The 21,810-nt window shown below is 72.1% G+C and carries 16 protein-coding genes, 1 rRNA gene, 2 pseudogenes and 1 riboswitch; of the genes and pseudogenes, 5 read left to right on the forward strand and 14 right to left on the reverse strand.

Features of this window, described 5'->3' with window-relative positions; translation table 11 throughout:
* Window positions 1–19: 19 nt before the first annotated feature.
* On the reverse strand, window positions 20–1,525 hold the full coding sequence (locus ACGFSC_RS33490; protein ID WP_359907854.1) for a glutamate--cysteine ligase: 1,506 nt from the start codon (window positions 1,523–1,525) through the stop codon (window positions 20–22).
* A 378-nt stretch (window positions 1,526–1,903) separates the two neighbouring features.
* Here ACGFSC_RS33490 and ACGFSC_RS33495 point away from each other — a divergent pair, with 378 nt between their 5' ends.
* Window positions 1,904–2,476 (forward strand): hypothetical protein, encoded by a 573-nt coding sequence (locus ACGFSC_RS33495; protein ID WP_359907856.1) that lies wholly within the window; start codon window positions 1,904–1,906, stop codon window positions 2,474–2,476.
* 457 nt (window positions 2,477–2,933) lie between these two features.
* Window positions 2,934–3,125: a DUF5999 family protein gene (locus ACGFSC_RS33500; protein WP_188300053.1), complete on the forward strand. Its 192-nt coding sequence runs from the start codon at window positions 2,934–2,936 to the stop codon at window positions 3,123–3,125.
* A gap of 120 nt (window positions 3,126–3,245) precedes the next feature.
* On the opposite strand, the gene gcvP is transcribed toward ACGFSC_RS33500, so the two are convergent.
* Window positions 3,246–6,146: an aminomethyl-transferring glycine dehydrogenase gene (gcvP, locus tag ACGFSC_RS33505; RefSeq protein WP_359907859.1), complete on the reverse strand. Its 2,901-nt coding sequence runs from the start codon at window positions 6,144–6,146 to the stop codon at window positions 3,246–3,248.
* Between the two features lie 237 nt (window positions 6,147–6,383).
* A riboswitch (glycine riboswitch) is annotated at window positions 6,384–6,487 on the reverse strand.
* Window positions 6,488–6,713: 226 nt separating this feature from the next.
* Between gcvP and ACGFSC_RS33510 the strand changes: the two are divergent.
* The 3 genes and pseudogenes from ACGFSC_RS33510 to ACGFSC_RS33520 all read left to right on the forward strand — a co-directional run.
* Window positions 6,714–7,097: pseudogene (locus ACGFSC_RS33510) on the forward strand (PRC-barrel domain-containing protein); the annotation flags it as partial.
* A 426-nt stretch (window positions 7,098–7,523) separates the two neighbouring features.
* Window positions 7,524–7,988: pseudogene (locus ACGFSC_RS33515) on the forward strand (YsnF/AvaK domain-containing protein); the annotation flags it as partial.
* 201 nt (window positions 7,989–8,189) lie between these two features.
* Entirely contained in the window at window positions 8,190–9,686 is a 1,497-nt protein-coding gene (locus tag ACGFSC_RS33520; RefSeq protein ID WP_359915021.1) for an MFS transporter, read from the forward strand.
* 142 nt (window positions 9,687–9,828) lie between these two features.
* Here the strand turns inward: ACGFSC_RS33520 and ACGFSC_RS33525 are convergent, their stop codons facing one another.
* The 12 genes from ACGFSC_RS33525 to rrf form a co-directional block, all read right to left on the reverse strand.
* The gene (locus ACGFSC_RS33525) at window positions 9,829–11,244 is read right to left on the reverse strand and encodes a DNA polymerase IV (RefSeq protein WP_359915018.1); all 1,416 of its coding nucleotides are present in this window, start codon (window positions 11,242–11,244) and stop codon (window positions 9,829–9,831) included.
* A gap of 66 nt (window positions 11,245–11,310) precedes the next feature.
* Window positions 11,311–12,033, reverse strand: a complete 723-nt coding sequence (locus ACGFSC_RS33530; protein WP_359915015.1) for an ElyC/SanA/YdcF family protein — start codon at window positions 12,031–12,033, stop codon at window positions 11,311–11,313.
* Between the two features lie 94 nt (window positions 12,034–12,127).
* Window positions 12,128–12,772, reverse strand: coding sequence for a MerR family transcriptional regulator (locus tag ACGFSC_RS33535; RefSeq protein WP_359915012.1), 645 nt, complete (start codon window positions 12,770–12,772; stop codon window positions 12,128–12,130).
* A gap of 223 nt (window positions 12,773–12,995) precedes the next feature.
* Window positions 12,996–13,472 (reverse strand): bifunctional nuclease family protein, encoded by a 477-nt coding sequence (locus ACGFSC_RS33540; protein ID WP_224276619.1) that lies wholly within the window; start codon window positions 13,470–13,472, stop codon window positions 12,996–12,998.
* Between the two features lie 97 nt (window positions 13,473–13,569).
* Window positions 13,570–14,265, reverse strand: coding sequence for a MerR family transcriptional regulator (locus tag ACGFSC_RS33545; RefSeq protein WP_359915026.1), 696 nt, complete (start codon window positions 14,263–14,265; stop codon window positions 13,570–13,572).
* A gap of 179 nt (window positions 14,266–14,444) precedes the next feature.
* Window positions 14,445–15,326 (reverse strand): FHA domain-containing protein, encoded by an 882-nt coding sequence (locus ACGFSC_RS33550; protein WP_359915009.1) that lies wholly within the window; start codon window positions 15,324–15,326, stop codon window positions 14,445–14,447.
* 229 nt (window positions 15,327–15,555) lie between these two features.
* Complete coding sequence (locus tag ACGFSC_RS33555) at window positions 15,556–16,623, reverse strand: DUF881 domain-containing protein (RefSeq protein WP_392864413.1); 1,068 nt, start codon at window positions 16,621–16,623, stop codon at window positions 15,556–15,558.
* Between the two features lie 151 nt (window positions 16,624–16,774).
* The gene (locus ACGFSC_RS33560) at window positions 16,775–17,107 is read right to left on the reverse strand and encodes a small basic family protein (protein ID WP_030062488.1); all 333 of its coding nucleotides are present in this window, start codon (window positions 17,105–17,107) and stop codon (window positions 16,775–16,777) included.
* Complete coding sequence (locus ACGFSC_RS33565) at window positions 17,104–18,192, reverse strand: DUF881 domain-containing protein (protein ID WP_380352372.1); 1,089 nt, start codon at window positions 18,190–18,192, stop codon at window positions 17,104–17,106. Before ACGFSC_RS33565 ends, ACGFSC_RS33560 begins: the two co-directional genes overlap by 4 nt.
* A gap of 191 nt (window positions 18,193–18,383) precedes the next feature.
* Window positions 18,384–20,879 (reverse strand): mannose-1-phosphate guanyltransferase, encoded by a 2,496-nt coding sequence (locus ACGFSC_RS33570; protein WP_359915006.1) that lies wholly within the window; start codon window positions 20,877–20,879, stop codon window positions 18,384–18,386.
* A 124-nt stretch (window positions 20,880–21,003) separates the two neighbouring features.
* On the reverse strand, window positions 21,004–21,624 hold the full coding sequence (locus ACGFSC_RS33575; RefSeq protein WP_359915003.1) for a CDP-alcohol phosphatidyltransferase family protein: 621 nt from the start codon (window positions 21,622–21,624) through the stop codon (window positions 21,004–21,006).
* A 99-nt stretch (window positions 21,625–21,723) separates the two neighbouring features.
* Window positions 21,724–21,810: ribosomal RNA gene (rrf, locus tag ACGFSC_RS33580) — 5S ribosomal RNA — on the reverse strand; the annotation flags it as partial.

The following is a 21,810-nucleotide window of genomic DNA, read 5'->3' on the forward strand; positions in this document are numbered from 1 at the left end:
GGGAGGCGGGTTCCGGGGGTCAGCCCACCGGCCAGGTGTGCACCGGCTCCCCGCCGCGCATGTGTTCGGCGTAGCGCCTGGTCATCGCCGCGAGCGCGGCCGGCCGGTCCATGCCGTACTGCTCGCGCAGCCGGTGGAAGGTCGCGACCTGCCAGGACGCGCCGTTGGCGCGGCGCAGGCAGCGCTGCTCGATGATGCCCAGGTAGCGGTCCCGGTCGGCGGGCTCCACGCCCCACTCGTCGAGGCCCTGGTGGGCCATCGGCAGCAGCTCGTTCAGCACCAGGTCGACGGCGGACACGGTCTGCAGCCCGCCGCCGCGCCCGGCCCGCCCGGAGCGCGGCCACTGGAACACCGCGTCGATGCCGTACCGGGCGCCCTGCTGGAAGTTCTCGTCCGCCCGTTCGAACGGGAGCCGGGTCCAGATCGGCCGGGGCTGCTCGGCGAGCACCCGCACCAGCCCGTAGTAGAAGGCGGCGTTGGCCAGGGTGTCGGCCACCGTGGGCCCGGCCGGCAGGGCCCGGTTCTCCACCCGCAGGTGCGCCACCCCGCCCGCGATGTCGTACACCGGGCGGTTCCAGCGGTAGATGGTGCCGTTGTGCAGCCGCATCTCGGCGAGCCTGGGCGCGCCGCCGGAGGCCAGCACCTTCAGCGGGTCCTCGTCGTCGCAGATCGGCAGCAGCGCGGGGAAGTACCGCAGGTTCTCCTCGAACAGGTCGTACGCCGAGTCCACCCAGCGCTCGCCGAACCAGGTGATGGGGCGCACGCCCTGCGCCTTGAGCTCCGCCGTCCGGGTGTCACAGGCCTGTTGGAAGAGCACCGGACGGGTCTCCCGCCACAGCTCCCGCCCGAACAGGAACGGCGAGTTGGCGCCGAGCGCGAGCTGCGGCCCGCAGATCGCCTGGGCCGCGTTCCACACCGAGGAGAACCGCTCCGGGGTCACCTGGAGGTGCAGCTGGAGCGAGGTGGCGGCGGCCTCGGCCACCATGGTGATCGACTCCAGCTGGAGGCGCTCGACCCCCTCGATGTCCAGGGCGATGTCCTCGCCGCGGGCGGCCAGGATCTGGTCGCTGAGCAGGCTGTACCGCTGGTTGTGGCTCATCGCGTCGAGCCCGGTGTGGGCGTGTTCCAGGGTCGGCAGGATGCCCACCATGACGATCCGGGCGCCCGCCTCGGCCGCCCGCCGGTCGGCGTAGCGCAGCCCGGTGTCGATCTCCTCGCGCAGCTCCTCGAAGACGTGCCCGCAGAGCCGGTGCGGCGTGATGTTGACCTCGATGTTGAAGCGGCCCAGTTCGGTCTGGAAGTCGCTGGAGCCGATCGCGCTCAGCACCTGCGCGTTGTTCATGGCCGGCAGGCCCTGCTCGTCGGCCAGGTTGAGCTCGATCTCCAGGCCCATCACCGCCCGCGGCCGGTCGAAGCGGTCCTCGCGGAGCATCCGTCCGAGCGCTTCGAGACACGCGTGGAGCTTGCGCCGGTACAGCTGTCGGTCCGCCAGTTCCGCGCGAGTCGCCACGACCTTCTCGCCCACGGTCCCCTCCTCCAGAGTCACCCGTCGAGCACCCGGTCGACCGACCGTGCAAGCATCATGCCCACCTCGAAGATCGATACCCGAATGCGCGTACTGGCTTGCATTGCAAGGCATCTGACGGAAAATCAGACGAACTGTAGACTTGCCCGGCGCCACAGCCTGTGATAAACAGATCACCCTGTGCATCTGTTCGAATTGGTACAGCGCTCCGGCCGGTCCGCCTCGCCCCGAAGGCCCTCGTCGACGGCGGCGACCGCGCCGGCACCGCGATCCTGCACAACCGGACACGACCGGGCCCCCGTCACCGAAGACGCGTCGCCCGCCACGCCGGTATGCCGCACTCGCACGCCGATCTCGCTTGGAGAGGCGGACCCCGCCATGACTCTGCAAACCCCCCAGCCCCCGCCGAGCGCACTGCGCGCCGTCCTGGGCGCGCTCGACTCGGAGACCGCACTGCGCCAGCCCGCCGCCGCAGCACTGCGTCATCCGACCGGCCCGCTGCTCCCCGCCCACCCCCTCGCGGTGCACGTCCTGACCGGCGGGCGCCCGGAGCTCCCGGCCGCCCGCCGCACCGGCTGGCGCTTCCTGATCAAGGACGGCGCCGAGGTGGCCGCCGCCGCCGAGGTGGTGCAGAGCGCCGAGGGCCACACCTTCTCCCACTTCACCGCGGGCCCCTACCTCGACTCGACGGTCCGGGCGCTGCGCGAGGCCTGGCAGCTCGCCCAGACCTCCCGGACCCGCCAACAGCCCCGGCTGCTGACGTTCCCCGGCCAGTACGCCACGGCGCTGTGGCTGCACGGCCCCGACGGCGACCCGGCCGCCGACCTGCTGATCCCGCTGGCCCCGGCCCCGCTCGGCGTCACCGCGCACCGCGCCTGCCCGGCCGCCGAACTGCTGCCGCTGCTCGCCCGCGCCCCGCTCGCCAGGCCGCTGCTGCTCGGCTCCTCCTGACCCACCGACGCCCCCTCGGGCCGCCGGGCCCACCCGCCCGGCGGCCCGAGGCCGTACCCGCGCGCCCGCACGGCGCCCCGCGGTCCCCCGGCCCTGCCGGCGCACCCGCCCCCGCGGCTCCTCACCCGAACGGCGACCACCCGTCCGGGCCATCCGGCATGGCCTCATCGGGCCATGCCCCGACTGACCCACTGGTGCGCCTTTTCCCGTCGGCCCCACCTGAACGGGTGATCTCTACCCGGGAGTTGTGGCGCATGTCACGAAATCCCTGCGCGCGGGTCCCGGGATGCCGACACTGGGAACCAGCGTGGAAGGACCCCCTGTCCTACCCACTTGAACGCCGGTCCACACTTGGCCGGCGTGCGGACAGGATCCGACCACCGCGGCGGTTCCGGACGGCACGGCCTCCGGCGACCGCACCACGGGGAGGATCGCAGAGCGAAGCGAGGGTACGCGTATGTGCCAGCACCGTCCTGAGTGCCCATCGGCCGAGTCCGAGGACCGCGAGGCGGCCGCGTCGGTGGCCCGCCATCCGGAGCAGGGCTGGAGCCTGCTCTGCAACGGCGTCGTCCTGTTCGAGGACACCGGAGAGCTGCTGCCCGACGGCCGGGTGATCGCCCCGCGCCGCCCCGTCGCCCACGCGGCCTGACCACCCGTCCGGCCGTACGGCGGGGGCAGCCGCCGACTCGACAGCACCACGGGCAGGGCCCCGGCGGAAACTCCGCCGGGGCCCTGTCGTGCGGGTCGGACCTCCGAGGGCCCGGTCCGGTCAGACGCCGTACTCGTCCAGCGGCGGGCAGGAGCAGACCAGGTTGCGGTCGCCGTACGCGCCGTCGATCCGGCTCACCGGCGGCCAGTACTTGTCCGCCGGGTTCACGCCCGCCGGGAAGACCGCCTCCTGCCGCGAGTAGCCGTGCGCCCAGTCGCCGGCCAGCGTGGCGGCGGTGTGCGGGGCGTTGCGCAGCGGGTTGTCGTCGGCCGCCCACTCGCCCGAGCCGACCTTGTCGATCTCGGCCCGGATGGTGATCATCGCGTCGCAGAACCGGTCGATCTCGTACAGGTCCTCGGACTCGGTCGGCTCGATCATCAGCGTGCCGGCCACCGGGAAGGACATCGTCGGCGCGTGGAAGCCGTAGTCGATCAGGCGCTTGGCGATGTCGTCCACCGTCACGCCCGTCTCCTTGGTCAGCGGGCGCAGGTCGATGATGCACTCGTGCGCGACCAGCCCGCCCGGGCCGGTGTAGAGCACCGGGAAGTGCGGCGCCAGGCGCTTGGCGATGTAGTTGGCGTTCAGCACCGCGACCTGGGTCGCGCGCTTGAGGCCCTCGCCGCCCATCAGCCGGACGTACGCCCAGGAGATCGGCAGGATGGCCGCCGAGCCCCACGGCGCGGCCGAGATCGGGCCCACACCGGTGGCCGGGCCGGCCTCCGCCTGCAGCGGGTGGTTCGGCAGGTACGGCGCCAGGTGGGCGCGCACCGCGACCGGGCCGACGCCCGGGCCGCCGCCGCCGTGCGGGATGCAGAAGGTCTTGTGCAGGTTCAGGTGGGAGACGTCCGCGCCGAACTTGCCCGGCTTGGCGAGGCCGACCAGGGCGTTCAGGTTGGCGCCGTCCACGTACACCTGGCCGCCGGCCTCGTGCACCAGGGCGCAGATGTCGGTGATCTGGGTCTCGTACACGCCGTGGGTCGACGGGTAGGTGACCATCAGCACCGACAGGTTGTCGCGGTGCTGCTCGATCTTGGCCTTCAGGTCCTCGACGTCCACGTCGCCGTCGACCAGGGTCTTCACCACGACCACCCGCATGCCGGCCATCACGGCGGAGGCCGCGTTGGTGCCGTGCGCGGAGGACGGGATCAGGCAGACGTCGCGCTGGGTGTCACCGTTGGCGTGGTGGTAGGCGCGGACGGCCAGCAGGCCGGCCAGCTCGCCCTGCGAGCCGGCGTTCGGCTGGATCGAGACGGCGTCGTAGCCGGTCACCTCGACCAGCTGCTGCTCCAGCTGGCGGATCAGGGTGAGGTAGCCCTGGGCCTGGTCGATCGGCGCGAAGGGGTGCAGCTGGCCGAACTCCGGCCAGGTCACCGCCTCCATCTCGGTGGTCGCGTTGAGCTTCATGGTGCAGGAGCCCAGCGGGATCATGCCGCGGTCCAGCGCGTAGTCCCGGTCCGACAGGCGGCGCAGGTAGCGCAGCATGGCGGTCTCCGAGCGGTGGCTGTGGAAGACCGGGTGGGTCAGGTACTCGTCCTCGCGCAGCAGCGCGGCGGGCAGCGCGTCGGCGGTCTCGGGGACCTCGACCGGCTCGACGCCGAACGCGGCCCAGACGCCGACCAGGTGCTCGCGGGTGGTGGTCTCGTCGGTGGAGACGGAGATCCGGTCCGCGCCGTCCTGGAACAGGTTGATGCCGTTGGCGCGGGCGGCGGCGGCGATCTCGGCGGCGCGGCCCGGGACGACGGCGGTGACGGTGTCGAAGAACTCGCCGTGCAGCAGTTCGACGCCGCCGGCCCGCAGGCCCTCGGCGAGCGCGGCGGCGTAGCGGTGGGTGCGGCGGGCGATGTCGGCCAGGCCGTCCGGGCCGTGGTAGACGGCGTACATCGAGGCCATCACGGCGAGCAGCACCTGGGCGGTGCAGATGTTGCTGGTGGCCTTCTCGCGGCGGATGTGCTGCTCGCGGGTCTGCAGCGCCAGGCGGTAGGCGCGGTTGCCGTCGACGTCGACGGAGACGCCGACCAGGCGGCCGGGCAGCGAGCGGGCGTACTCGGCGCGCACCGACAGGTAGCCGGCGTGCGGGCCGCCGAAGCCCATCGGCACGCCGAAGCGCTGCGAGGTGCCGCAGGCGATGTCGGCGCCCAGCGAGCCCGGGGACTTGAGCAGGGTCAGCGCGAGCAGGTCGGCGGCGACGGCGACGATCGCGCCCAGGCCGTGCGCCTGCTCGATCACCGGGGTGAGGTCGCGGACCACGCCGGTGGCACCCGGGTACTGGAGCAGCACGCCGAAGACGCCGCGCTCGGCGATCTCGGCCGGGATGCCCTCGGACAGGTCGGCGACGACGACCTCGACGCCGGTCGGCACGGCGCGGGTGTTGATCACCGCGACGGTCTGCGGCAGGGTCTCGGCGTCGACCAGGAAGACGCCGCCCTTGACCTTGGTGACGCGGCGGGCCAGCGCCATCGCCTCGGCGGCCGCGGTGCCCTCGTCCAGCAGGGAGGAGCCGGAGGTCGGCAGGCCGGTCAGGTCGGAGACCAGGGTCTGGAAGTTCAGCAGCGCCTCCAGGCGCCCCTGCGAGATCTCCGGCTGGTACGGGGTGTAGGCGGTGTACCAGGCCGGGTTCTCCATGACGTTGCGCAGGATCACCGGCGGGGTGAAGGTGCCGTAGTAGCCCAGGCCGATCATCGGCTGGAGCACCTGGTTGCGGCCGGCCAGCTCGCGCAGTTCGGCGAGGACCTGGGCCTCGGACCGGCCCGCGGGCAGGTCCAGGGCGGTGATGGAGCGGATCGCCTCGGGCACCGCGGTCCCGGCGAGCTCGTCCAGCGAGCCGTAGCCGACGGACGCCAGCATCTTCTCCTGCGCGGCGGCGTCGGGGCCGATGTGGCGGTTCTCGAAGGGGCTGGCCAGCTCAAGCTCGGTGAGGGTCGAGGCGCCGGTGGGGCGTCCCGCGTTCGGCTGGGCGTTCATGGTGGTCGAGGCCTCCTGGTCACGGACCGGCGGGGGTACGCACGCCGGCCGGCTCCACCGCTGCGGGCAGCGGACGAGCCTGGGCGCGCGGACCCAACAGGCCTCCCCCTCTGTCATCGGGACCTGAGAGCTTCACCCGCACGGAGCGCTGTGGGCGCTCCGCCGGCTTGCACCGTCGGTGAGGGTGGTGATCGCCGGCTTCCGTGCCGACGCTCCTGCCCTGCTTTCCAGAGTGACCTACCCCACACGGTACGGATGCCTGAGAGATTCCGGGGAGGAGTTGCTCCTTCGGCGCTCCGACCAGCGGTTTTCGTGATCGGAGACTCTCCCGAGCGGGCTCTGCGGTCGCCGCCCAGGGTACCAGCGGGAGGCCCCCCGATCACGGGTGTGTCTGGTCACTGGAGGTCTACGCGCGTCCCCCGGACGGTCCAGTGCCAACCCCGTACGGCGCACCCGGGGTCGCGCTCGTCCGATTCATGGCTTTTGGTGTGAAGTGGCGGACGGAATCGGGTGCTCCGGCCGCCTTCCTGCGGGAGTTCCGCAGGTTCAGCGCGCGGGAGGAAAGAAGTGCAGACGGACATCGACCCCCGGGACCTCATCGGCCACAAAGCCGTCGACCGCAACGGAGACAAGATCGGCACGGTCGACGAGGTCTACCTGGACGACGCCACCGGCCGGCCCGAGTGGGCCGCGGTCCGGACCGGCATCTTCGGCCGGGACGCCTTCGTCCCCCTGACCACGAGCGAGTTCGCCGGCGACGAGCTCCGGGTGCCGTACGACAAGTCGCTGGTGAAGGAGTCGCCGGACTTCGGCGTCGGCCAGCACCTGTCCCCCGCCCAGGAGCTCCAGCTCTACCGCTACTACGGGCTCGACACCCCGATGGACAGCCGCCCGAACGGCGAGAACGGGAGCCGGCCCAGGCAGCCCGACCTCGACTTCGGCACCACGGCGGCGGCGGCCGCCACGACGACCGCGGCGGCCCCGGCCAAGTCGCTCACCTTCCACACCCCCGAGCGGTCACCCGAGCGGTCGCCCGAGCACTCCCCCGAGTCCGCACCGACCAGGCCCCCCGTTGCCGCCGCGCCCGTTGCCGCCGACACCACCAGGACCGCCCCGGAGGCCGAGCTGCGGAGCCTCAGCACCCCCGCGGCCCCCACCGCCTCCCCGCCGGCCGAGCCCGGCTTCGCCGCACCCGCCGCCAGCACCGCCTCCGCCGCCCCCGTCGTGGAGCCGAAGCCGCAGCCGCAGCCCGCCGCCACGCCCGCCCCCACGCCCGCCCCGGCGGCCGCCACCGCCGCGGCCGCGAACGTCACCGCCGCCGCGAACGCCGACGCCTCCTCGTCCGCCCCCAGCAGCCCGGTCGAGATCACCTGCCGCGAGGAGCGGCTGGAGATCACCACCGAGTGGCACACCCTCGGTACCGCGAAGCTGCGCAAGTACGTGACGACCGAACAGGTGGAGCGCCGCATCCCGGTGGTCCGCGAGCGCGTCCGGGTCGAGCGGACGCCGATCAGCGACGCCGAGCGCGCCACGCTCACCGAGAAGGAGATCTCCGAGGCCGTCGAGGAGGTGACCCTCCGCGAGGAACGCGCGGTGGTGCGCAAGTACCTCGCCCCCGTCGAGCGGGTCCGCCTGATCGTCGAGCGGTACACGACCGAGGAGGTGGTCCGGGAGGAACTCCGCCGCGAGAACGTCGAGGTCCACGACGCCACCGCCACCCGGCCCACCGCCTCGGCCACCCCCGCCCATTCCGCCGCCCCGCCCTCCGGCGCGTCCCCCGACGCGGCCCGTGACATGGCCCACGAGGCGCCCCGCCCGGCCGGCCTGCGACCGCTCGTCTGACCGCGGGGGCAACGCCCCGCGACCAGGGCCCCGGACACCGTCCGGGGCCCTGGTCGCGCGCCCGACCGGGCACCCGACCTCCCTTGTCGCGTACCCGACCGTTCGTCTTTGCCAAAGCTTAACCACTCGATATTTGACACTCTGAAGTATCTCCCTGCATGGTTACTTCAGTTCATTCACTATGTACGGGAGGAAGCAACCGTGAGTGAGGCACCACAGCCCACCACCGCGGCCGAGAAGCAGAGCAGCGCCCGGGTCCTGCCGGCCCTCATCCTGGCGATGCTGTCGTTCAGCGTGGTGCAGACCGCGGTCGTCCCGATCCTGCCCTCGCTGGCCAAGGAACTGAGCGTCTCCGCGTCCAGCATCACCTGGCTGATGACCGCCAACCTGCTCTCCGCAGCCGTGCTGACTCCCCTCCTGGGCCGCTTCGGCGACCTCCGGGGCCGCAAGCCGATGCTGCTGATCTCGCTGGCCGGCCTGGTCGCCGGTTCGGCGCTGGCGGTCAGCACCCACTCCTTCACCTGGCTGGTCGTCGCCCGTGTCCTCCAGGGCGCCGGCGGTGGCGTCCTGCCGCTGGCGATCAGCATCGTCCGGGACGAGCTGCCCAAGCGGAAGGTGACCGGCGGCGTCGCCGCCATCAGCGCCTCGATGGGCGTCGGCTCCGGCCTCGGCCTGGTCGCCACCGGCCTCCTGCTGGAGCACTGGGACTACAAGTCGATCTTCTGGATGGGCCTGGTCTTCGGCCTGATCGCGATCGCCCTGGTCGCCTTCCGCGTCCCGACCGACCCGGTCACCGACAAGGAGGGCGGCGCCGACCCGCTCGGCGCCCTCACCCTGGCCGGCTGGCTCTCCGCGCTGCTGGTCGCGGTCAGCCAGGGCAACCACTGGGGCTGGACCTCCAACAAGACGCTCGGCCTGTTCGCCGTCGCCGCCGTGGTCGCCCTGGTCTGGGGGATCATCGAGACCAAGGTCGCGCACCCGCTCGTGGACATGAAGATGATGGCCCGTCCGGCCGTCGCCTTCACCAACGTGGCCGGCCTGCTCATCGGCTTCGGCATGTACGGCTCCTTCATGGTCATCAGCAACTTCGCCCAGACCCCGGAGAAGCTGACCCACTACGGCTTCACCGCCAGCGTGCTGCACGCCGGCCTCCTGCTGCTGCCGTCCGCGATCGGCTCGATGGTCGCCGCCCCGGTCGGCGCCCTGCTGATCGCCCGTCGCGGCCCGCGTCTGCCGCTGGTCCTCGGTGGCGTCCTCGGCGCCGTCGCGATGGCCTACCTGGCCGTGCGCCACGGGCACGAGGGCGACATCTACACCGCCTCGGCGATCTTCGGTCTCGGCGTCGGCCTCGCCTTCGCCGCGATGCCGGCCTACATCAACGGCGCCGTCCCGGTCGAGCAGAGCGGCATCGCCAACGGCATGAACTCCGTGCTGCGCACGGTCGGTGGCGCGATCGGCACCGCCGTCATGGCCGCCATCCTGACCGGCGACACCATGAAGCTGCCGCCGCAGATCCCGCTCTCCCTGCCCACCCTGGACGCCTACAAGCACGCGTTCTGGACGGCAGCCGTGGTCTGCGCCGTCGCCGGCGTCGTCCCGTTCCTGATCCGCGGCGGCACCGCGGCCGCCACCGCGACGGTCGCCGGCGGCGCGGCCCAGCAGGACTCCAGCCCCGAGCTGGTCAAGACCGACGCCTGACAGGGCGTCCGGCCCCCGCGCTCAGGGACAGGGCGCGGGGCCCCGGCCTCCGTACGTCGCGAGGGCATCACGAACGTACGGGGTCCGGCACGGTGATCGGCCCCACCCGGTACTCCCCCACCGGGTGGGGCCGCTTCGCGCTTCAGGCGCCCTCCGCCGGACCGCCGCCCTCGTCCGGCGCTCCGTCCGCCCCCTCGTCCCGGCGCAGCGGCAGCGGCCGGGAGGGTTCGAGCGCCGGGTCGTCCACCGCGAAGGTCCGCACCCGCCCGCGCTCGCTCCACGGCGTCTCGAACCGTACGGTGACCCTCCCGACGCCGCTGCCCTGCACCCAGCCCGGCCCGTGCTCCGCGTGCCGGACGTCCTGCCCGGGCATCCAGCGCCGCACCACGACGGCCTCCGGCTCCTCCGCGGCCTCCTCGGTCTCGGCCGCCGCCTCCGCGTGCTCCGCGGCCTCCTCCCGCAGCGCCTGGGCGAACAGGTCCTCCTGGGTGTAGTCGGCGAGTTGGGCGACGCCCACGCCGAGCAGCCGGACCCCGCCGGTGATGTCGACCTGCTCGGCCAGCCGGCGCGCGGTCGCGGTGATCACCGTCTCGTCGTCGGTGGGCCCGCCCAGCGTCTCCGAGCGGGTCAGCGTCGAGAAGTCGAACCGCCGGACCTTGAGCACCACCGTCCGCCCGGAGCGCCCGGCCGCCCGCAGCCGCCGCACGCACCGCCCGGCCAGCGCCTCCACCTCGCGCAGCACCCGCTCCCGGTCGGCGAGGTCCACCTCGTAGGTGTCCTCCACCGACACGGACTTGGCGTCCTGGTCGGCGATCACCGGCCGTTCGTCCAGCCCGGTGGACATCTGGAAGATCCCCGCGCCGTGCGCCCGCCCGACCAGCTGCACCAGCTCCGCCTCCCCCGCCTCCGCGAGGTCGGCCACCGTGTTCAGCCCGGCCCGGCGCAGCACCTGCTCGGTGGCCGGCCCGATCCCGGGCAGCGCCCGCACCGGCATCGGGCCGAGCACGGCCCGCTCCTGCCCGGGCTCGACCATCACCAGCCCGTCCGGTTTGGCCTGCTCGGAGGCGATCTTGGCCATCAGCTTGGACCCGGCCGCCCCGACCGATCCGGTCAGCCCGGTCAGCCGCTGGATGTCCGCCCGCAGGTCCTCCGCCAGCGCCAGCACCAGCCGCTCGCCGGTCTCGTGGTCCGCCTCCAGCAGCGCCGGTCCGTACGGACCGGCCTCCAGGTCCACGAAGGCCTCGTCCAGGCTGAGCGGCTGCACCAGCGGGGAGAGCTGCCGCAGCAGCCCCATCACGATCTCGCTGTTCTGCCGGTAGGCCTCGAACCGCCCCGACAGGAAGGCGGCGTTGGGGCAGAGCCGGCGCGCCTGCGCCATCGGCATCGCCGAGTGCACCCCGAACCTGCGCGCCTCGTACGAGGCCGTGGAGACCACCCCGCGTCCGCCGAGCCCGCCGACGACCACCGGCTTGCCGCGCAGGCTCGGCTTGGCCGCCTGCTCCACCGCCGCGAAGAAGGCGTCCATGTCGAGGTGGATGATGCTCGGCAGAGATCGCACCCGCCGATCATCGCGCACGGGTCCGACAGTGCGTGCGAACCCGGCCGGACGGCCCGCGCCCGGGGGCTACCGCTTCGCCGCCTCCGCCAGCGCCTTCGGGATGCCGTCCTCCTGGGGCCCCAGGAACAGCGGGTCCGGCCGCAGCCAGGCGTTGGCCGCCGCCTTGCCCGCCCCGGCGACCTCCCGCAGCCCGCCGTACAGCCAGGTCGCGTCGTGCAGTTCCGGCACCCCGACGGCGTAGGAGCGGATGCCCGCCGCCTCGCACAGGGCCAGCGCGCGGCGGACGTGGAAGTCCTGGCTGACCAGCACCGCGTGGTCCACCCCGAAGATCCGGCGCGCCCGGGTGCAGGAGTCCCAGGTGTCGAAGCCCGCGTAGTCACGGACCACCCGGTCCTCGGGCACCCCGTGCTCGGTCAGGTAGGTGTACATCGCGTCGGGCTCGTCGTACTCGACCCGCCCGTTGTCCCCGGTCACCAGGATCGCCTGCACCTTCCCCTCCCGGTACAGGTCGACCGCCGCGACCAGCCGGTGCTCCAGGTACGCGGAGGGCTTGCCCTGGTACAGCCCGGCGCCGAAGACCACGGCGACCGGCGCGGAAGGCGCGCTCTCCACGGTGCCCACCCGGTCCCCGGCGGCGAACCACACCCAGGCGCTCGGCGCCAGCGCGAGCGAGCAGAGCACCGTTGCGACCTGGAACACCCTGCGCTGCGTCCGCCGCTGCCGCAGCCGCGTCCTCAGCAGCCCGGCCCTGCGCCGCAGCAGCCCCGCTATCCCGGTGCCGACCTCCACGTGCCCTCCCTCGATCCCGTCAACCAGGCAACACGACGAGGCCGCGGGTCCGAACGGTTCCCCGTCCGGGCCCGCGGCCCCGTCGAACGCCTGCTCAGACCGCCCGGTTGCGCCGCTGGGCCAGCTCGTCGGCCGGGTCGTGCCCGACCAGGGTCTCGCCGGTGTCGGTGCGCTCGGCGTGCAGCCGGCCGAGGGTGAGCTCCAGCTCCCGCCAGACCGCTCCCACCGCGATGCCGAAGACTCCTTGACCGCCCTTCAGCAGGTCCACCACCTGCTGCGGCGTGGTGCACTCGTACACCGTCGCGCCGTCGCACATCAGCGTCAGCCCGGCCAGGTCGGCCTGGTCGGCGGCCTGGAGGTGGGCGACCGCCACCCGGATGTTCTGCAGCGAGACACCCGCGTCGAGCAGCCGCTTCACGATCTTCAGCAGCAGGATGTCGCGGAAGCTGTAGAGCCGCTGGCTGGTCGACGGGTACGCGGTGCGGACGCTGGGCTCCAGCAGTCCGGTGCGGGCCCAGTAGTCCAGCTGGCGGTAGGTGATGCCGGCCGCCGCGCAGGCCGTCGGGCCGCGGAAGCCGAGCAGGTCGGACGTCGGGGCCAGCCGCTCGATGGCCGGCTGGCCCGGTTGTACGGCCGGGAACCTGCCCATCCGGGGGAGATCCGTGACGGTGCGAGCGGTGCGCGGCATGTGCACGGCGCACCGGCCTCCCACGGCCGCGTCATCGCCGGTGCTGCTCATGCCTGCCTCCGTCCACTTGTGCTGCGGGCAACCCGACTGCGGGCATCGGCCACCCGGACAGCCACTCCTGACGGTAGGCAGTCCCCTATGACCCGTCAACGATCGCCACGCCGGGCCAGACAAACCACATCACTCAGGAGAGTGGTTTTTCGTGCCCCTAGTGTGGGTAGATGGACGGTTTTTGGCAAAACGGTCGGCCACATGGCCGCACGGCCGGTCCCCGCTACTGCGGACCGCTGCCCCCGAAGTCCTCGGGCGACACCTGGTCGAGGAACTCGCGGAACTTCTCGACCTCGTCCTCCTGCTCGTCCGGGATCGCGATGCCCGCCTCGGCGAGCACCTCCTCGCTCCCGTAGATCGGCGTGCCGGTGCGCAGCGCCAGCGCTATGGCGTCGGACGGCCGGGCGCTCACCTCGACCCCGCCGGAGAACACCAGCTCGGCGTAGAACACGCCCTCCCGCAGGTCGGTGATCCGCACCTCGGTGAGCTGCTGGCCGAGCGCCTCCAGGACGTCCTTGAAGAGGTCGTGCGTCAACGGGCGCACCGGCGTCATGCCCTGCTGGGCGAAGGCGATCGCGGTCGCCTCGCCGGGGCCGATCCAGATCGGCAGGTAGCGATCTCCCCCGACCTCCCGCAGCAGCACGATCGGCTGGTTGGAAGGCATCTCCACTCGGACACCCACGACGTCGAGCTCATTCACACACGCAACCCTATGGCTCCGCTCCCGGATATGAAAGCGCAGAGCCGACGCCGCTGGTCAGCGCGGTGCAGCCGGTGCCGCCGGAATACCACGGCCGCTATCCGCGGGACCGCAGACCGGCCTGGACCATCGCCGCGTGCAGCCGCACCGACAGGGTCGCGAGTTCCCGGGCGGTGGCCTCCGCGTGCGCCCTGGTCTGCGGGTTCCGGTGCCGGCGCAGCGGCGCCACCACCTGCTCCACCAGCGCGATCTCGCGATCCGCCGCGGCCTTCATCGCGCGCAGGTGCCGGGGTTCCAGCCCGTACCGGCCGAGCTCCGCGACCAGTCGGGCCACCTGCAGCGCCTCGCCGTCGTAGCCGCCGTCCGGGCCCGCGGCGACCAGCCCGTAGGACTCCCACTCGGCCAGCTCGGGTTCCCCCGCCTCGGCCGCCGCGAGCAGCTCGGCACGCCCCAGCCGGACGCCGGAGGGCACCTCGCCGGCGGCCACCAGCTCCCGGTCCGCCTCCTCCAGCGGCCCGGGCCGGGTGTCGGCGGCGGAGGGCAGCGCGGGAGGGTTCTCGCCGCGCTCGATCGCGTCCAGGTGCTCCCGGATCACCCGCAGCGGCAGGTAGTGGTCCCGCTGCATGCGCAGGACGTAGGCCAGCCGCTCGACGTCGGCCGGGCTGAACTTGCGGTACCCCGAGGGCGTGCGCTGCGGCTCGACCAGCCCCTCCGCCTCCAGGAAGCGGATCTTGGAGATGGTGACCTCGGGGAAGTCGTCGCGCAGGAAGGCCAGCACCGCGCCGATGCTCAGCAGTTCGTCACCGCCGCGCCGCCGCCCGGCGGGCCGCTCGCTCCGGAGCGGCTGCCGCGGGCCCGCGACCACCCCGCGCCCGCCGCGGTCCGCCTGCGGACCGGACGGGGTGGGGGTGGCCGCCCCGAGAGAAGAGGAAGGGGTATTCGTATTCACTCGGGCTCCTGCCGACGTCGCTTTCAGTACCCCCGGTTGTGGCCGGCGAAGAACACCAGCCGGTACTTCCCGATCTGCACCTCGTCGCCGTTGTTCAGCGACACCTCGTCGATCCGCTCCCGGTTCACGTAGGTGCCGTTGAGGCTGCCCACGTCCGCGACGCTGAAGCCGGCCGGGGTGCGGCGGAACTCCACGTGGCGGCGCGAGACCGTGACGTCGTCCAGGAAGATGTCACCCTGCGGGTGACGACCCGCCGTGGTGATGTCCGAGTCCAGCAGGAAGCGGCTGCCGGAGTTCGGACCGCGCTGCACGATCAGCAGGGCCGAGCCCGGCGGCAGCGCGTCGATCGCCGACAGCACCTCGGCCGACAGGGCCGGCGTGGCGCCGGTGCCGGTCGTGGTGGTGGGGTCGTACGACTCCAGGCCGGAGATGGAGATGGTCGACGTGGTCTCCGCCGCCCCCTCCGGGAGCAGGCCGCCGCGCAGCGCCGTGCCGCAGTTGGAACAGAACCGGGCCGAGGCCGGGTTCTGGTTGCCGCACCTGGGGCACGGAGTGGGGCCAGCCATGTTCACAGCCTCCTGGCGCGGCACACCCGACGGGTTGTGCCCGGCGTACGGATCCGGGGCAAACCCTCCACCAGAGGTTGAGGGTCCTGACGGGAAACCTATGCGCGGCTCGCCGGAGGGGTCAACCGACGCGCCGTAGCCCGCCGGATTCCCCGCGTACTGGGCGGCGCCGCCGTCCCGGTACAGCTGCTGACCTGCGTACGGCGCGGCCTCGGGGGCCGGACGCATGCCCGGCACTGCGGGCTCGTCCTCCGGTCGGCGGTGACGCGCGGTGGGCGCCTCGACGGCGGCCGCGTCACGGCCCTTGTTGCGACCGAACAACTTCGAGAAGAAACTCACGGGCGAATCCCCTTGCGTGTGACAGACCCGCCCGCGGGGCAGGGTGAGAACCTCGGACATGCTGCGAGCCCGGTCGTTGCGGCTCGGGATCGCCGGAGCGGTACTCCGGCGGTCGGTACTGCGGTTGTTGCTCCGGAGCGTACTGGTGCGAACCAGTCTCGCCCATGTGACGGCGGCGTCCCCCGGCGGGTGCCGCCCGCCCTTGACGGGCCGTTCGCCGGGCGCCCCGTCACTTCGGAGCCGGCTTGGCGTACTGCGGCGACTTCGGGTCCACGAGGGCGTCGACGACCACCTTCTGCTGCTGGGCGATCGTCGCCCGCGCCTGGTGGCTCTCCAGCGTGCGGACGACACCTCCCGGGATGTTCAGCGCGGGTGTCAGATCCTGCGGGTTCCCCACGACCGTGAAGCGGTAGGGCTGCGAGACCTTCTTCCCGTCGATCTGCACTCCACCGCCCGACAGGTCGGTGAAGTAGGTGTTGACCACCACGCGCACGTCGTTGATCTGAATCGCCTCCGCCCCCGCCGCTCGAAGTTCTTGCAGGGTGTCCAGCAGCATATCTGCCTTCACCTGCCCTTGGGGATCATCGACCGTGAGTACGATGCCCGGACCAGTGGCTTTGACGGTACCGGCGAGCACACCGAGCTCCGTCACCTTCTTCCTGGTCTGTTCCTGGGCCTCCTTGGCCTGGTTGGAGCTGTTCTCCAACTTCGCCAGGGACTGCTCCAGCTCCGCCTTCTCCTGCTGGAGACGCTGCTGACGGCTGTCCAGTTCGTCGAGGATCCGCACCAGGTCCTCCTGGCGGGCCCCGCGCAGCTGGCTGTGGTGGTCGTTGGTCGACCGCACCTGGATCGCCAGCCCCAGGCCGAGCGAGAACAGCAGCAGCGCCACCACCAGCTGGCCGCGCGACAGCCGCGGCGGCCAGAGCGCCGCCTTCAGCCGCCGCCGGCCGGTGTTCCGGTCCGGAGCGGGCTCGGGCTCGGGCGCCGCTTCCGACTCGGGCTCGGACTCGGACTCGACCTCGGGCTCGGGCTCGGGCTCGGCGCCGGGCGCGGGTACCGGCTCGGGCTTCGCCTCGGCGACGGGTCCGGCCTTCGCCTCCGGCTTCGTCCCGGCCTTCGTCCCGGCCGCAGGTGCCGGCCCGACGACCTTCGTGAGCCGCAGCGTCGGCTCGGGCGCCGAATCGGCCTCAAGCTCAGCCTTAGCGTCAGACTTCTCCTCCGGGGCCTCCTCGGCGGCGGTCCCCCCGGCGGCCACGGCCGGGTCCTCCGAGCCTTCCGGACCGGACTCCCCGTCCATCTCCGGCCCGGGGGTGCCCACGGCCTTCTCGGCGGGCTTCACGGCCGCCTCGATGCCGACGACCTCCCGAGGTTCCCCGCCCGGCTTCCCGGCGGCCGGACCGACCGCCGCCGCCTCCGGCTCCGCCGCCACCGCCTCCTCGCGGCGCGGCTCAGGCACGGAAGACATGGCGCCGGATCGCGGCCGCGTTGGAGAAGATGCGAATGCCGAGGACGACGACCACACCGGTGGACAGCTGCGAGCCGACCCCCAGCTGGTCACCGAGGAAGACGATCAGTGCCGCGACCACCACGTTCGACAGGAACGAGACGATGAACACCTTGTCGTTGAAGATCCCGTCGAGCATCGCCCGGACGCCGCCGAACACGGCGTCCAGCGCCGCCACCACCGCGATCGGCAGGTAGGGCACGACGGCGTCCGGCACCTCGGGTTGGACGAAGAGGCCGACGACCACCCCGATCACAAGACCCAGTACGGCAATCACGGTCTGGCTGCTCCTGTCCCTGTCGTGGTCTTGGTGGGTCCGGTCGACGGACGCCGCTTGGTGGTGGGAGTTCCGCCTGGCCCGGCCGACGAGGCCGATGCGGAGGACGGGGCCGATGGTGAGACGGACGCGGCGGGGCTCTCCTGGGTTCCGGCTCCGGTCGGCGGCGTACCGCCCGGAGTCGTCGGGGAGGCCGCGGGCGAGGTCTCGGGCGTCACCGGCTGCGCGGTCCGCAGCGTCACCCCCACCGCCGCCGGCAGCGTCAGGTTCTTCTGCACGGAGAGCGTCGACTTGATGCCGTACTGCTCCTGGAGCAGCCGCAGGTACTGCCCGGCCATGTCCTTCTCGAAGGCGGTGAGGAGCTTCGAGCCGTCCCCGACCGCCTGGATGCTGTACGGCGGCACCAGCGGCCGGTTGTCCACCAGCACCGCCTCGCCGGCGGCCCGGATCGCGGACAGCGCGGTCAGCCGCTGGCCGTTGATCGCGATCGCCTCGGCCCCGGATCCCCAGAGGCCGTTCACCACCAGCTGCAGGTCACGGTCCCGCAGCCGTCCGCTGTTGGAGAAGCCCTGCCCGGCCCGCGGGTCGACGTTGCCGCCGGCGCCCGTGCCCGTGGCGTCCTCCAGGACCAGCTTCAGGCCCGGCCCGGCGACCGGGCCGAGGCCCACGGCCCCGCTCAGCCCACCGGGATCGCCGTCCCCCGAGGCGAGCGCCTGCTGCTGGGTGCTGTCGACCTTGAGCCGCAGCTCCTGCACCTGCTTCTGCAACTGGTCGGCCGAGGTGTTGCTGTCGTTGATCCGGTGGATCAGCGCGTCCCGCTCCTTGGCCAGCGACGGCTCGGCCTTGTGGGCGTTCACGGCGCCCACCGTCACCACCCCGCCGACCAGCGCCAGCCCGGCGCCGAGCGTGAGCAGCCCCTGCCAGGTGCCGGGTATCCGGCTGTCGCGGGCTCCGCCGCGCGCGGCGGCCGCCTCCGCGTAGCCCTCGTCGAGGCTGTGGTCCATCACATTGGTCAGCAAGGACATCGAGGCGTCCGGACGGTTGTACCGTCCGTTCGGGGCACTCGGTGTCGGCGTCGCTGGCATGGAGACCATCGTCCCACGCCGCCGACGGGCCCCGTGCACGGCCCCTGAGCTGCACACACGCTGCACACATGACGGAAAGTGACGGATTGTTCCGAATAGTGTGAAAACGGACAGCGGGGCGCACGGATCACACCGCGCGCCCCGCCGTTCGAGGCCGTTCCGAGCCTCAGGCAGTGCTCAACCCCGGCCGCTCACCGCCCCGCTCCGTCGACCACGGCCGCCCACTCGTCCAGCAGCGCCTCGGTGGCCTCGTCGTCCGGGCCCTCCGCCCACAGGTGGGTGACCGCCTCGGCCGGGTCCGGCAGCACCAGCGTCCACCGCCCGTCGGCCTCGACCACCCGGACGCCGTCGGTGGTGTCCAGCCGACGGCTGCCGGCCGCCTCCACCACCGAGCGCATGACCATGCCCTTGGCCGCCCACGGCGTCGCGATGTCCCGGCGCCGGATGTGCGCCTGCGGAATCCGCGCGTCGATCTGGCTCAGCGTGAGCTGGGTCCGCGCCACCAGGCCGACCAGCCGGACGAACGCCGCGGCGCCGTCCAGCACCCCGCTGAACTCGGGCACCACGAAACCGCCGCGCCCGTCCCCGCCGAACACCGTGCCCTCGGCGGAGGCCGCCTTCGCGAGGTCGTCCGGCGTCGTCGTGGTCCAGATGACCTGGGTGCCGTGGTACGCCGCGACCTGCTCGGCGATCCGGGTCGTGGTCACCGGCAGTGCCACCTGCCCGCTGCGCCGCTCGGCCGCGACCAGGTCCAGCAGCACCAGCAGCGCCCGGTCGTCGTCGATCACCCGGCCGAGCTCGTCCACGAACGCGACGCGTTCGCCCACCGGGTCGAACCGGACGCCGAAGGCCGCCCGCGAGGAGGCGACCAGCTCGCCCAGCCTGGCCAGCCCGGCCCTGCGCTCCTCCGCGTCCTCCGTCGGCCTGGCCTCGTCCAGCCCGGTGGAGACGGTCAGCGCCTCCACCCCGAGCCGGCCGAGGATGCTCGGCAGGACCAGGCCCGCGCTGCCGTGCGCGGTGTCCACGACCACCTTCAGCCCGGCCTCCCGGACCCCGGTGGTGTCCACCGTCCGCAGCAGGTTGCCCGCGTAGGAGTCGAAGACGCTGGACGGGAAGGTCAGGTCCCCGATCTCCCCCGGGAACGCCCGCCGGTACTCCTGACGTGCGTAGACCCGGTCCAGCTTGCGCTGGCCCGCCTGCGAGAGGTCCGCCCCGCGCTCGTCGAAGAAGAGGATGTCCAGCGAGTCCGGCACACCCGGCGTGGTCCGCAGGAAGATCCCGCCGGCGCTCCCCCGGGCCGTGTGCTGCCGGGCCACCGGCATGGGCACGTTCTCCAGGTCCCGGACGTCGATCGCGGAGGTCTGGAGCCCCGAGATCATCGCCCGTTTGAGCGCACGCGCACCACGCGAGTGGTCACGCGCGATGGTGACGGTGGCGCCCTTCTTCAGCGTCGTCGCGTACGCCCCCGCCAGCCGCACGGCCAGCTCCGGGGTGATCTCGACGTTCAGGATGCCCGAGACGCCGCGCACCCCGAACAGGTGCTCCTGGCCGCGCGACTCCCAGATCACCGAGGTGTTGACGACGGCGCCGGCCTCGATGGTCTTGAACGGGTAGACCCGGACGTTCGCCCCGATGATCGACTCCTCGCCGACCAGGCACTCGTCCCCGATCACCGCGCCGTCCTCGATCCGCGCGGCCCGCATCACATCGGTGTTCTTGCCGACCACGCAGCCCCGCAGGTTGCTCTGCGGCCCGACGTAGACGTTGTCGTGCACCACCGCCTTGTGCAGGAACGCGCCGCGCTTGACGACCACGTTGCTGCCCAGCACGGTGTGCTCGCGGATCTCCACCCCGGCTTCGACCTTGGCGTAGTCCCCGATGTACAGCGGCCCGCGCAGCACCGCGTCCGGATCCACCTCGGCACCCTCGGCGACCCAGACGCCCGGGGAGATCTCGAATCCGTCCAGCTCGACGTCGACCTTCCCCTCCAGGACGTCGGCCTGGGCCTTGCCGTAGCTCTCGTGGGTGCCCACGTCCTCCCAGTAGCCCTCGGCGACGTAACCGTAGACCCGCTTGCCCTCCTTCAACAGCTGTGGGAAGACGTCACTCGACCAGTCGACGGACTCACCCGCCGCCACGTAGTCGAAGACCTCGGGCTCCATCACGTAGATACCGGTGTTCACCGTGTCGGAGAAGACCTGCCCCCAGGTCGGCTTCTCCAGGAAGCGCTCGACCCTCCCCTCGTCGTCCGTGATCGTGATGCCGAACTCCAGTGGATTCGGCACTCTCGTGAGACAGACGGTGACCAGAGCGTTCTTGCTGCGGTGAAAGTCGATCAATTCCGAGAGATCGAAGTCGGTCAGCGCGTCACCGGAGATCACCAGAAAGGAATCGTCCTTGAGCGCGTCCTCGGCGTTCTTGACACTCCCCGCAGTGCCCAGTGGCGTCTCCTCGTGGGCATAGGTCAGATGCATGCCCAGCTCTTCGCCGTCACCGAAATAGTTCTTGACCAGCGACGCCAGGAACTGCACGGTGACGACGGTGTCGGAGAGGCCGTGCCGCTTCAGCAGCCGAAGCACGTGCTCCATGATCGGCCTATTGGCGACCGGAAGCAGCGGCTTCGGCATGCTGGAGGTCATCGGGCGGAGTCGGGTGCCCTCGCCCCCTGCCATTACAACGGCTTTCATTACGGGTGCGTCCTCCTTCGCGGTGGTGGACCAACAGGTCCATCAAAGCGTTCCAGAAGGTTCTCTACCCGGAAGGTATCGTCCGACGCACCGATGAGGCGTGGGGCTTCTCTCAGATCACGTCTCAGACTGTGGACGCGGAGCCCGCGGTGCTGGCCCGGACGATCCGCCGCGCCTGAACCGCGTAAAGAATCGCGGCCCACCAGTACAGCGTCGTCCCCCACCAGATGAACGCCCAGCTCACCACCTCGGCCGGCCGGGCGATCCAGCTGTCCACGCTGCCGAGCAGCAGAAGCGGAAACGCGTACATCAGATTGAAGGTCGCCGCCTTGCCCAGGAAACTCACCTGGAGCGGTCCGTAGCCGTGCCGGTTCAGAATCGGCAGCAGCGCGGCGATGAATACCTCACGGGCCAACAGGATCGCGGTGAGCCACCACGGCAGAATCTCACGCCAGGTCAATCCGACCAGCGTGGACAGCACATAGAGCCGGTCGGCCAGCGGATCGAGCAGCTGCCCCACCCGGCTGATCTGCCCCCACCGCCGGGCGAGCTTCCCGTCCAGGTAGTCGCTGATCCCGCTCAGCATCAGGATCAACAGCGCCCAACCGTCATTGTTGGGCCCGTCGAACACCGGCCACAGGATGAGCCAGAGAAAGAGCGGAACACCGACCAGCCGGCCCATGCTCAGCATGTTGGGGATGGTGAGGACGCGATCGGTCTGGACCCGCGTCTCCTGGACCTCCACCCGGGGGCCTCCTGTCCCGTACTACGACAATTGCATGTTGACCCTACAACAGAGAAGCCCCCGACCGGTTCACCCGGCGGGGGCTTCTCTAGAATAATTGTTCGGCGGCGTCCTACTCTCCCACAGGGTCCCCCCTGCAGTACCATCGGCGCTGTAAGGCTTAGCTTCCGGGTTCGGAATGTAACC

The organism is Kitasatospora sp. NPDC048715 (assembly GCF_043198905.1).
Classification (GTDB): Bacteria; Actinomycetota; Actinomycetes; order Streptomycetales; family Streptomycetaceae; genus Kitasatospora; species Kitasatospora lactacystinica.